The 12,718-nt window shown below is 36.1% G+C and carries 11 protein-coding genes; 3 read left to right on the forward strand and 8 right to left on the reverse strand.

Annotated features, from left to right (window positions below):
- The first annotated feature begins 36 nt into the window (after positions 1-36).
- Together MTQ00_RS07775 and MTQ00_RS07780 are read left to right on the forward strand one after the other, a co-directional pair.
- Complete coding sequence (locus MTQ00_RS07775; protein WP_273648352.1) at positions 37-1,353, forward strand: hypothetical protein; 1,317 nt, start codon at positions 37-39, stop codon at positions 1,351-1,353.
- Positions 1,354-1,389: 36 nt separating this feature from the next.
- A complete protein-coding gene (locus tag MTQ00_RS07780; protein WP_007845674.1) occupies positions 1,390-1,629 on the forward strand; it encodes a hypothetical protein in 240 nt (79 codons plus the stop codon).
- Positions 1,630-1,678: 49 nt separating this feature from the next.
- Here the strand turns inward: MTQ00_RS07780 and MTQ00_RS07785 are convergent, their stop codons facing one another.
- The 3 genes from MTQ00_RS07785 to dnaN form a co-directional block, all read right to left on the reverse strand.
- Positions 1,679-2,089, reverse strand: coding sequence for an META domain-containing protein (locus tag MTQ00_RS07785; RefSeq protein WP_172278924.1), 411 nt, complete (start codon positions 2,087-2,089; stop codon positions 1,679-1,681).
- Positions 2,090-2,234: 145 nt separating this feature from the next.
- A complete protein-coding gene (gene pheT / locus MTQ00_RS07790) occupies positions 2,235-4,637 on the reverse strand; it encodes a phenylalanine--tRNA ligase subunit beta (RefSeq protein WP_273648353.1) in 2,403 nt (800 codons plus the stop codon).
- Between the two features lie 207 nt (positions 4,638-4,844).
- Positions 4,845-5,975 (reverse strand): DNA polymerase III subunit beta, encoded by a 1,131-nt coding sequence (gene dnaN, locus MTQ00_RS07795; RefSeq protein ID WP_172278928.1) that lies wholly within the window; start codon positions 5,973-5,975, stop codon positions 4,845-4,847.
- Positions 5,976-6,174: 199 nt separating this feature from the next.
- Between dnaN and MTQ00_RS07800 the strand changes: the two genes are divergently transcribed.
- Entirely contained in the window at positions 6,175-6,531 is a 357-nt protein-coding gene (locus tag MTQ00_RS07800) for a diacylglycerol kinase family protein (protein ID WP_172278930.1), read from the forward strand.
- Positions 6,532-6,579: 48 nt separating this feature from the next.
- Here the strand turns inward: MTQ00_RS07800 and MTQ00_RS07805 are convergent, their stop codons facing one another.
- From MTQ00_RS07805 to MTQ00_RS07825, 5 genes are all read right to left on the reverse strand, one after another.
- Positions 6,580-6,912 (reverse strand): gamma-glutamylcyclotransferase family protein, encoded by a 333-nt coding sequence (locus MTQ00_RS07805; RefSeq protein WP_172278932.1) that lies wholly within the window; start codon positions 6,910-6,912, stop codon positions 6,580-6,582.
- Positions 6,913-7,539 (reverse strand): SGNH/GDSL hydrolase family protein, encoded by a 627-nt coding sequence (locus tag MTQ00_RS07810; RefSeq protein WP_273648354.1) that lies wholly within the window; start codon positions 7,537-7,539, stop codon positions 6,913-6,915.
- A gap of 90 nt (positions 7,540-7,629) precedes the next feature.
- The gene (locus MTQ00_RS07815) at positions 7,630-8,010 is read right to left on the reverse strand and encodes a ribonuclease inhibitor (protein WP_273648355.1); all 381 of its coding nucleotides are present in this window, start codon (positions 8,008-8,010) and stop codon (positions 7,630-7,632) included.
- Positions 8,011-8,023: 13 nt separating this feature from the next.
- Entirely contained in the window at positions 8,024-11,719 is a 3,696-nt protein-coding gene (locus MTQ00_RS07820) for a phosphoribosylformylglycinamidine synthase (RefSeq protein ID WP_273648356.1), read from the reverse strand.
- A 27-nt stretch (positions 11,720-11,746) separates the two neighbouring features.
- A complete protein-coding gene (locus tag MTQ00_RS07825) occupies positions 11,747-12,706 on the reverse strand; it encodes a WG repeat-containing protein (RefSeq protein ID WP_273648357.1) in 960 nt (319 codons plus the stop codon).
- Between the last annotated feature and the right edge of the window lie 12 nt (positions 12,707-12,718).

Raw genomic sequence — 12,718 nt, forward strand, 5'->3', positions numbered from 1 at the left:
GGTCTGTTCTGGCTGTTATCATTGATCACAACCCTAATGAAAATTAAAGAAAAAAATATTCAGATATCATTGGTCATCATTATTGTAATGATGACCATTTTACGTTTTTTACTCAATGAGAAAGGCAGGGTAAGCCCGGATTCAATCCGGTATATGAGATTTGCTCATGTATTCCCGACTATTGATAATACGACAACACCTGTAGGATATCCGTTAAGTATTAAGCTTTTTACATATCTGGGGATGGACGAATTCTGGAGCAGTAAAGTAATCGGGATTCTGGCTTTTCTTTTTATTGTGGCCTTTGCCTGGAAAAAAAACTTTTTCTTTAAAGAATCTGTTATCGTCAGTGCTTTATTCAGTTTCGTTTCAATTTACTCTTTTACGATGAGTGAAGCGCTCATCCTTCCATTTGTATTTTTATTCCTGTATACAGCACATTTAATTATTACTGGACAACTGGAAAAAGGAAAAGCTGTATTTTATCTTTCTTTATCATTAATTGCCTTATATAATATCCGCTATAGTTCATTGTTTATTATGGGGGGAACAGGGCTTTTCGGATTATTGGTATGGAAAAAAAAGTATGCCCGTACTTTCATTATTTCAGGTTTCATTGGTTGTGGTTTTGTAGCTTTATACAAGTTTACTTTTTTGGATTATTTTAATGAAAACTACATTAAGCAATCCTTAGAAATGGGTCTCCACCCTACTTCACAGCTGTTGGTTGAATTGTTTCAGGGTCTGGCTACTACTTTTAATCCTTTTATTCATATTGCAGATCCGGGAGGTGGTTTGATTAATAATGTGATTTATGGTATCGGATTTCTGAATATCTGTCTGATGGTATTTCTTTTTATTAAGATCCGGTTATCTGACAGTGATCTGTTCTTTCTTGTTATTGGAATTTCAGGAATCATATGTTCCTTTTTTGTTCAGTATTTTTATCCTGTCAATCCTATAGATTATCGGTTATTAGCTCCATTCAGCTTACCTCTGTGGCTAATGTACTTCAAAAGACTCTTTGATATCTTCAATATAAAAGTGTATGCAATCGGAGCATTAAGTTTGCTGTCAGGAATACTCTTTACCTGGCTTTCAAAAGGCAATTATCTGGAAAACAGAAAAAATATCAGTCAATTTTTAGAGACTGAAAATCTTAAGGATAAACCTATCACATTTTATTTGGAAACGACCGAAGACCTGGAAAAAATACAGGTTGCAGAATTAATAAGCACAGTCAATTCCAATATAAGCCTGACATTCAAGCCTCAAGATACCCTACAGAAAACTACACTTACCCAGTACAAAGTTTTACAAAAAATTAGGATCGACAAGAACAAATATCAATAATTTTATTATCTTTGAGAAAGTTAAAATATTAAAAAAATGAAATTACCAAAGTTTTTATTAGCAGACAATTCGGAATTTCCTGAGGATTTATTCGTGGTTCATACAGAATACCCAAGATTTATCTTGAACGTTGAGGAAGAAGAAGTTGAGTGGCTGGATGATTTGGAAGGAGACGATGAAGAGACCATGGCAGACGAAGCTACTAAAGTGGTAGAAGCAGCGTTCAAATGGTGTGACGAAGAATTAGCTAAATACGACGAAGAAGAGGAAGAATAAGAAAACCCTAAAACATAAAAAAGGAACTCAATTGAGTTCCTTTTATTTTTTATTCTGATTTATTAAATTTCAATAATAAAAGATTGTCCTTATACAATTCCAAAGTTGTTCCTGAAATTACGTATTTGTTTGCTTTTCCCATCATATCCATGAAGTTCTGCTCCACATTCATATTATCACAGGCCATTTTTGTAGAACCCATTTGCCCTGCTGAAAAATTACCTGTAGAAGCATCAAGCTTTACCGTACCAAAATAGTTATTACATCCGGCATTTCCATTGATCTTTTCTCCCTCGATATTCAATGTAGGAACTTTCCCTTTTACATTATCCGCTAAAGTCCATTTTGTATTGACCAATGAAGGCTGAGATTTTCCTACTTTTGAAGCAGATGCGCTTGACATAGTTCCGCACGACGCCAAAATCACGGCTGCACTTATACTTAAAAAAAGATTTTTCATTTTTTTCTTTTTTGATTTAACCAAATTTACGGAAATTATATTATTTAAACGGCTTTGAAAGAATTTTATTATTCTTAGAAGGCTAAAGCCTGTCCGTTATCAATGTATATAACAAAAAAACGGGCTTTAGACCGTTTCTTTATATTTATGATCTTAATTCTGCGTTGAATTCTTTCTGGAAAGATTTAATCAAAGAATCCATTACTTCGGAAATTTCTTTTTCCTCAAGAGTTTTTGCCTCATTTAATAACTCAAAACTCATCGCATAGGATTTCTTTCCTTCCGGAAGGTTTTTTCCTTCGTATACATCAAACAGATTGATGTTTTTAATGAAAGGAGATTTATTCTTTTTGGCTGTCTGATACAGCTCCTGATATGTTATATTCTTATCGATCAGCAATGCCAGATCTCTTCTGATTTTATTGAATTTAGGAATATCCCTGAATTTCAATTCATTCCCAGATCGTAATTGTTGAGCCAATTCAAGTTCAATTTCGGCATAGAAACAGTCCTGGTCAATATCGAAATCTTTCAATAATTCCGGAGCCACTTTTCCAATTCTTACCAATACTTTTCCATCAGCTTCATAAGCAATTGCATCCGAGAATCTGTTATCGGACAAAGCAACTTCTTTATAATCGATTGCCAATCTTTCCAGCAATACTTTCACATAAGCTTTCAGGTTGTAGAAATCCGTTGCTGATTTCGGCTGTAACCAGTTTTCAGCAACCTCTCTTCCTGAAACAAGAATAGCCAGCTGTTTTCTTTCCTCATATTGAGCTCTTTTGTGATAAATCTTTCCAAACTCAAAGAATTTAATATCCTGGTTCTTTCTGTTAATATTATAAATGGAATTTTGAAGAAGCCCTTCCAACAAGGATTTTCTCATGAAAGCCAAATCACCACTCAAAGGATTCAGAAGTTTCACAGCATCCGTTTCATCTTTTACAGAAGTAAGTGAGTTGTTCATTACTTCATTAAAACCTAAACTTTGTAAAGTTCTTGCCCAATTGTTTTCCAATTCATCCTGATCATTAGCGCTTAGCTTTACAGGTGTAAATGATATCTTTTGTGGAGCATCAATCTTATTATATCCGTAGATCCTTAAAATCTCTTCGATAACATCAATTTCCCTCGTCACATCAGCTCTGTAAGCCGGAACAGAAATTTCCAAACCATTTTGAATTTCGTTCAAAACTTTAATTTCAAGAGCTTTTAAAATCTCTTTTACTTTTTCTCTGTGAATTTTAGTTCCAAGAATCTGTTCTATTTTAGAGAACCTTATGATAACATAGCTGTCTTCAATTTTCTTTGGATATTCTTCCAGCAACTCTCCAACCAGTTTTCCTTCTGCAATTTCCTGGATCATTTTGATAGCGTGGGTAATAGCTGTTCTTGTAAGGTTAGGATCCACTCCCCTTTCAAACCTGAATGATGCATCCGTGTTCAATCCATGAAGTTTAGCTCCTTTTCTTACCGCTACCGGATTAAAATAAGCACTTTCCAAAAAGATTGTTTTTGTCTCATTAGAAACTCCGGAATTGGCACCACCAAAAACACCGGCAATACACATCGGTTTATCTTTTCCATCTTTGATCATGACTTCAGAACCGTTTAAAGTTCTTTCCACACCATCCAAAGTCGTAAATTTTGTTCCTTTTTTTACGGTCCCTACTTTTAATTTTTTATCAGCAATTTTGTCTGCATCAAAAGCATGGAGCGGTTGTCCGAATCCGTGAAGAATATAATTGGTAATATCCACGATATTGTTGATCGGGCTTAAACCGATTGCTTTCAATCTGTTTTTCAACCATGCCGGAGATTCTGCTACTTTTACATCTTCAATAACAGCTCCTATATATCTAGGGCATAATTCAGCATCTTCTACTTCTAAAGTAAAGTTATGAGCACCTTCATTATTTAATGGTTCCGAAGCTACCTTTTCAAACTGGGCTTTTTGCTGATTGGTTGAAAGAAAAGCATAAAGATCCCTTGCTACACCATAGTGCGACATAGCATCGGTCCTGTTAGGCGTTAAACCAATTTCAATTACCTCATCAGTTGCCAATTCAAAATAATCTGCAAAATTCTTTCCTACTTCATATTGTGCTTCGTCAAGAACCATGATTCCTCCATGATCCTCACTAAGGCCTAGCTCATCTTCTGCGCAGATCATTCCTTGTGAAACTTCACCTCTGATCTTTGCTTCTTTAATTTCAAAAAAGTTTCCGGTCTTATCGTAGATTTTTGTTCCCACCACTGCAACTGGAACAGTTTGTCCGGCTTCCACATTAGGAGCACCACAAACGATGTTAAGCACCTTTCCGTTTCCTACATCTACAGTTGTTTTCTTAAGTTTGTCAGCATTCGGATGTTTTTCGCAGGTTAAGACCTTACCTACTACAATTCCTTCCAGGCTTCCTTTTACACTTTCAAATTTATCTATACCTTCAACTTCAAGACCAATATCTGTAAGGAACTCACCGATTCTTTCAGTTTTCAATTCCGTTTTTATGTAATCTCTCAGCCAGTTATTTGATATTTTCATCTGCTTAAATCTATTTTTTATCGGTTAAATGCCAACCTTATAAGGTTTCATTCACTTTATTTTGAAAATTTTTACTTCGAATTTTGCGTTTACAAAGGTCGTGTTTTTTTAAGAAATAACGAAATTTTTAACTTCCCAACTGAACGCAAAAACAAAAAAAAGAGGTCCTGAAAATTCAAAACCTCTGTTATTTAATTGAGCTTAATCTTATAGTCCGATTACCGGCATTGATAACATTAAGATATTTTCGTTTTCTTCAAGACCGTCAAGAGGTTCAATGATTCCCGGTCTGTTTGGCTGAGACATTTTCATTGTGATATCGTCAGAACCAAGAATAGTCAACATTTCTGTTAAAAACTTAGAGCTAAACCCGATGTTGATATCTTCTCCGTTATAATCACAAGGGATCTGCATATCTGCTTTGTTTGCATATTCCGTATCTTCTGCGTGAAGGTGAAGGATGTTGGCAGATAATTTAAATCTTACCTGATTGGTTGATTTATTAGACATGATCGATGCTCTTTTGATCGCACCTAATAGCAGGTTTCTGTTGATTGTTAATACATTCGGATTTTCTTTTGGAATAACCGCAGTATAGTTAGGATATTTTCCGTCAATCAGTCTACAGATCCAGATATGTTTACCAAAAGTAAATTTAGCCATGTTCTCATTGAAATCGATAGTAACGTCTTCGTTGGAACTTGCCAATATATTTTTGAAAATATTTAAAGGTTTTTTAGGCATGATGAACTCCATAGGTTCTACGTTCATCAGGTCCATTCTTTTGTAAACAACCAGTCTGTGAGAATCTGTAGAAACAAAATTCGTCTCATTTTCCCCGAACTGGAATAGAACTCCTGTCATCACCGGACGAAGAGAATCATTACTTGTTGCAAAAAGAGTATTGGTAAGTGCTTCAGATAAAATACCTGCGGACATGGTCACGCTTTGTGAAGCATCAAATTCAGGAAGCTCCGGATAATCATCCGCATTATCCAATGCTACTGCGAAATTATCCTTTTCATCCAAAATTTCCAGCTGGCTACCCGTTCCCTCAGCATTATCCTTTACAGAAAATGTAAGCGGTTGTTCACCATATGTTTTGATAAAATCTTGAAAAATTTTAGCAGGAACAGCAAATTTACCCGAATCATCAGACTTTACTTCCAAAGAAGTTACAAGAGTTGTTTCGCCATCAGATGCTGTAATGGTAACCTGGGTTTCGTTTAATTCGAAAAGATAGTTTTCTAAGATCGGTCTCGATTGAGAGCTTGATATTACGCCACTTACAGTTTGCAAAGCCTTCTGCAATTCACCACTTGAAATAATAAATTTCATAGATTTAAAAATAAATTTTTACAAATATAATAAATAGAAAATAGATTAAAAAATATAATTCTGAGAGTTATTAACAACGAGTAAAAGATTTTTAAAACTACTTCCGGGATACTTTTTTAATGGATAAACCATCATTAAGGACTAAAGATAGGCATTTTCTTTGATCAATTAATTATATTTGTACATAATCTTTTTTATCATGCGTAAACCTCCTATTCATACAAGTTTCCGGAATGCTTTTCGAGGTCTTTTTTTAATGATAAAAACAGAAAGAAATTTTCAGATCGAGTGTATTGCTCTGCTGATCAACATTTTCCTTATTTTTTATTTACAGTTATCAAAATTCGATACTGCCCTCGTTCTCATCGTTTCTTTTGGGGTTTTAAGTACGGAAATTCTTAACACTGCCATTGAAAGGATCTGCGATATCATTCAGCCTGAATTTGACAAAAGAATAGGCTTTATTAAAGATATTTCAGCAGGTGCTGTAATTCTTATGGCTATTGTATCTTTAATTGTAGGGATTTTGGTTTATCCGAAGTATCTATTCAGCTAGAGAAAGCCGAAATCGTGCTCTGCTTAGAATAATTACTGTTACCTAGAATTATCTTGCGACATAAATAAAGCCCTTCCTTCCGGATTTAAAAATCGTTTCGATTCTTTTATAATCGTCCACTTCGTACGCATCAGCCAACAGAATTTCATCGTCTGTAATCTCAAAAAGCATCCCTTCTACCTGGTCTTCGACATGACCTGAAAACGTTAAAATAGGATGGTATTTCTGGTTACTTTTTCTCAGAACTTCCGGATCTGTAATCTCAAGCATTTTTAATGTATAACCTATGAGAACATCTTTATCACCTTTGAGCAATCTTCCAAAGGTTTGGGTCTGTACCTGCTCTTTCTGTAAAGTTCCGTATGAAAATAAATAAGGCATCTATAAATATTTTTCAATGGTTGGAATTGCAATTTCGGCCATCATTCCATACCCTTTTTCATTGGGGTGTACGCCGTCCTGGGAAAGAAGAACTTCTTTATCGTCTACCAATGCGGAATAAAAATCGATATAGGTTAAAGAATGCTTTTCTGTCATGCCTTTCAGAATACTATTGTAAGTAAGGACCTCATCATTGGTTCTCAGCTTTCCGGAAGCAACTTCAATTCCATCTACATTTTTAGAAAAAGGAAGAATGCTCACCAGATATATATCTGTAGTAAATTGTTTTGCAATTCTGATGGCCTCCTCAATATTAGCTTTAAAATCCTCAGGCGCTACCATTTTATTTCCATTTTTAATAGCTAGGTCATTTGCCCCATAGGCAATAAAAACAACATTCCCATCTGCGGAATTCCTTGCAGCCAGCTCATGAGGTATCCTCTTTATCAGACCTTCCGTTGTTTCTCCTCCGATTCCTAAATTATAAACAATCAATTCATTGTGACCTTCATGGAATTTCTGTAATGCATATCTTTTTAAAATATCAACCCATCCACCAAATACTCCGTCATATTCACCATATGTAATACTGTCCCCAAAGAACAGCGCATAAATCATTCTTTTCATTTCTAAGTCTTATAATTTAATCACTAAGATTTTAAAGCGGTAAGAAGTTACCTGACCATAATCTTTATCCCCTTTAATGGATTGTTAATTTCAATCCAAAATTAGCTTAATATTTTGATGTGATTCAATAATTTCTACGAGAATATCAAATAAAGTTTGTCCCTTTTGTGCTATCAGCTCGTTCAGTTTTTCTCTGATCATTTCTATATTAAAAGGTTTTCCCTGCCTTATTTTTTTCTCATAAAACTCGCGGGTGGCCTCGAAACCCAAATCATGTCCGGATTTTCCAGATTTCTTCCAGATCAATTCAATTTCTTCATGGGGTTCAAAAACTCCAAATCCACCATACAGAATATCATCAAAACCATCCAAAGTTCCGACTTTCCAGTCAGCATTTTTCATCAGTACTTCTGAAACTTCGTCATAGAAGCCCGCCAGATCAAAAAAATGACCGCCATTAATGACGATCATTTTTTTATTATTTTTATTTGAAGTACTCAACTCCATTTTTAAAGATATTGTGATAGTTCGCGGTTGGTATATTCTTCATGAGACCTTCAGCAAATCGTTCCGGATGCCCCATTCTACCAAAGATCTTACCACATGGACTGGTAATCCCTTCAATTCCGAATAATGAATTATTAGGGTTGAAAGGCATCCCGTGGGCAATGTTTCCATCAAGATCAATGTACTGGGTAGCAATCTGTCCGTTCTCATATAATTTCCTGATTTCATCTTCTGAAGCCATGAAACGTCCTTCACCGTGGGAAATCGGAATGGTGAAAGTCTGTCCTTTCATTCCTTTTAACCAAGGGCTTTCGTCATTTACTACCTGCACTGTTACCATCTGGGAGATGTGTCTTCTGATGGCGTTGTGAGCTAATGTTGGAGAGTTCTCATCCAGATCTTTGATTCTTCCGTAAGGTAAAAGTCCCGATTTCACTAGCGCCTGGAATCCATTACAAATTCCGATGATCATTCCGTCCCTGTCTAATAATTCGTGAACTGCATTTTTCATTTTCTCGTTTTTCAGAACGTTTACAATGAATTTTGCAGAACCATCCGGCTCATCACCAGCAGAGAAACCTCCTGAGAATGCAAGGATCTGAGATGTTCTGATTTCTTCCACCCATGCATCAATGCTTTCATCGAGTAACTGGTGATTGATATTGATTAAAGGTAAGCTGCTTACTACAGCGCCTTCTTTCTGGAATGCATTCAGTGTGTCATATTCACAGTTGGTTCCCGGGAATACCGGAGCAAATACTTTCGGCTGTGCGATTCCGTGTTTTTTAATGATGATATTTCTTGGGTTGACCGAGTTATGTTTTGCATCAATTTCAACCGTGATCTTTTCTTTTTCTACAGTCGGGAAAAGATTTTCAAATGTATTAGTATTGGCCGCTACAAGATCTATAATGTCTGATTCAATACCGTTAATTTTTAAGGTTCCTGAGTCTTTTACTTCTCCGATCAACTGAAGGGAAGCTGCGTTTAATTCCTCTTTCGCCTCGATAACTAAGCTTCCGATATTTTTCGCTAATAATACATTTTCATCAGCATTGATCTCTGCTCCTAATCTGTTTCCGAAACTCATTTTTGCCAAAGCTACGGCAAGACCACCTTCTTTTACTATTTTTACAGAAACAATTTTCCCGGATTTGATATTTTCGAAAATGAATTCAAAAACTTCTTTTAAAGCATCATAGTTTGGAAGTCCGCTTTCCTGAGCAACGTGATTGAAGAAATACAGTTTGTTCCCTGCACTTTTCAATTCAGGAGAGATGATGTTTTCTTTATCTCCGTTGGCACATGCAAAAGAAATCAGGGTTGGTGGAACGTTAAGGTCCTGGTATGTTCCACTCATCGAATCTTTACCTCCGATTGCTGCCAGACCCAATTTGATCTGAGCATCATAAGCCCCTAAAAGAGAGGCTAAAGGTTTGCCCCATTTTTCAGGGTTTTGTCCTAATTTTTCAAAGTATTCCTGAAAGCTTAACCTGATATTTTTATAATCACCTCCCATGGCAACAATCTTTGCCACACTCTCCACGACAGCGTAAGATGCTCCTAACAGTGAGTTTTGTTTTGAGATCTCAGCATCGAATCCCCAGCTTGCGAGAGAAACGGTTTTGATATCTTTTGCTCCTAAAATAGGTAGTGTCTGCACACTTCCTTCCATCAGGGTTTGCTGGTATTTACCTCCCAAAGGCATAGCTACCGTAGTGGCTCCGATAGAAGAGTCGAACATTTCAAGCAGTCCTTTCTGGGAAGCTACGTTTTTATCTTTTAAGATGTTCAGGAAGTTTTCTGTTGTGAAAGCTTTTGTTTCTTGTTTTACTTCTTCCAGGTGAGTGATTTTCACTTCCTGAGATTTTGAACATCCGTTGGTATCTAAGAATGCTCTTGAAAGATCTACAATTTTGTCCCCTTTCCAGAACATCTGCATTCTTCCGGAATCTGTCACTTTTGCCACTTCTACAGCCACAATGTTTTCAGCTTCACAGAATTTAATGAATTTTTCTTTATCCTGAGGATCTACCACCACAGCCATTCTTTCCTGAGATTCAGAAATAGCCAGTTCGGTTCCGTTTAATCCTTCATATTTTAATGGTAATACATCAAGGTTTACTTCTAAAGAGTCTGCGATCTCACCGATTGCCACAGAAACACCTCCTGCTCCGAAGTCGTTTGATTTTTTGATCAGCTTCGTTACTTCAGGGTTTCTGAATAATCTCTGAATTTTACGTTCCTCTACGGCATTTCCTTTCTGAACCTCTGAACTCATGGTGTGAATAGAGGTTTCGTCCTGTTCTTTTGAACTTCCGCTTGCTCCCCCTACTCCGTCACGACCTGTTGCTCCTCCTAAGATAATGATTGAATCACCATTAGCAGGTTTCTCACGTCTTACCCAGTCTACAGGAACAGCCCCGGTAACGAAACCTACCTCCATTCTCTTGGCTTTATAGCCTTCATCATAGATTTCAGAAACCATTGTCGTGGCAAGCCCGATCTGGTTACCATAAGATGAATATCCGTTGGCAGCCTGTTTCGTAATGGTTTTTTGAGGTAGTTTTCCCGGTAATGTTTTATCAACCGGTTCTAAAACATCGGCAGCACCTGTTAATCTCATGGCCTGAAATACGAAAGATCTTCCGGACAACGGGTCTCTGATCGCTCCTCCTAAACATGTAGATGCTCCTCCGAAAGGTTCAATTTCCGTCGGGTGGTTATGCGTTTCATTTTTGAATAATAAATACCAAGGTTCTTTTTTACCATCGTATTCTGCTTCGATCTGAATGGTACATGCATTAATCTCATCAGAAATAACAAGGTTATCAAGATTCCCTGTTTTATGGAAATACTTTCCGCATACCGTTGCCAGATCCATTAATGAAATCGGCTTCAGTTCACGCCCTAAGAATTTTCTTTTTTCGATATAATCATTGAAAATAGTTTCCAATGTATGTTTGAACTGACCTTCAAACTGTATGTCTGACAATTCTGTTTCAAAAGTTGTATGACGACAGTGGTCACTCCAATAGGTATCTAATACTTTTAATTCTGTTTCCGTAGGATTTCTTTGTTCAGTTTTGAAATATTCCTGAATGAATTTCAGGTCGTCCAATCCAAGTGCAAAACCATGATTATTATAAAAGTTTTCAAGTTCAGCATCATTGAAATTGATGAAGTTTTCGTGGATGATTACTTTTGATGGTGTTTCATCAGCAGGAATATCCAGAATAGATAAATCTTTTTCCTGAGATTCCACTTTATTGATTAGAAGATCTTTGATCTTAACCAAATCGGCTTCAGAAACTCCTTCAAATTCAATCAGTTTTCCACTTCTTACTTTTGATTTTTCATTTTCTGTCAGTAAGGCGATACACTGCTGTGCAGAATCTGCTCTCTGATCATACTGTCCCGGTAAAAATTCCATTCCGAAATGAATAGCTTTTGCAGGGTTCTCTGTATGCAAAATATCAGTAACAGGGTCTACAAAAGTGTTATTGACCACTTTTTCAAATTCTCCGTCATTCAGGTTGAAAATATCATACACATTGTATACTTTCACGCTTTGAACAGCCGGAACAACCGCTTTTACCTCATCAAAAATTTTTGGACTTTCAACATCGAAAATACCTCTTTTTTCTACGAAAATTCTTTTGTTATTAGACATTAGATGTCAGATATTATATTATTAGACTTATTTACTTATTTTATTAGGATTATCAGGATGTTCTTCCTGATATTTCTGAGCTTTTACGATTTCTCTCTTAAGCCATTTTTCAAAAGGAACCTTTTCATTATCATAGTCCAGTGCAAAAATTTCCTGGCCCTCTGCTGAGACTAAAAATTTGAAATCAAATGTTAATCCCACATCTATTTTCCTGTAATCATATGTATTTACCTGATAAAAAGGAAAGTTTTCTTTTGGTCTTTCAACGATTTCAAAAAAAAGTCTTTTTTCCTCTTTGGATAATTTATTATACCAGTTGACATAATAGATTTCCGAAAGTTTTGTATTTTGTTTTTCGAAAAATTGAAGAATACGTTTCTCCTTCTCATTATATTTGAATGGATTTGGATAAAATTTCCCATTAACTTCTACGGAGTTCGTTTGTGCCGCAACAGGTTGGATCACTTCTCCTTTAAAATTCATCACTCCCCATGTTCCTCCTACCATTGCTTTGTGCTCATCATTGGTTTTTTCCCAATCACATCCATCACAATAGGCTGCATATCCGTAATTAAATGGTGAAACAAAATCATGTTTGGCTTCAATTACCGTTGTACCGTTTCTGTCTACAAAACCTACCTTCCCATTTTTAACAAACCGTCTTACTCCTTCAGAAAAATAGTCAGCACCATTATCGTACAGGAAAGGTCTGTAAAGGAAATTCCCTTTTTTATCATAGACATATCCCCAGGCGTTTTTTTCTTTTATCTCATCCTTTTTAGACCCGTCGAAATAAATGGTTTCTTCTTTTACAGGATCGCCGTCTTTTAGAAATGAAAAGACTTTGAACTGCGCAGGAACAATAATTTTCCCGGTATGATCTTTTACCCCTACCAAAGAATCTTTTGATTTAAAGTAGGTTAAAACATCTTTTCCCTGTGAAAAGGAAAGAGTGGGTATCAAAAGGAAAAATAGTATTCTGTTCATACCTGCAATGAA

The organism is Chryseobacterium sp. B21-037, from assembly GCF_028570785.1.
In the GTDB taxonomy this organism is placed as follows: Bacteria; Bacteroidota; Bacteroidia; order Flavobacteriales; family Weeksellaceae; genus Chryseobacterium; species Chryseobacterium proteolyticum.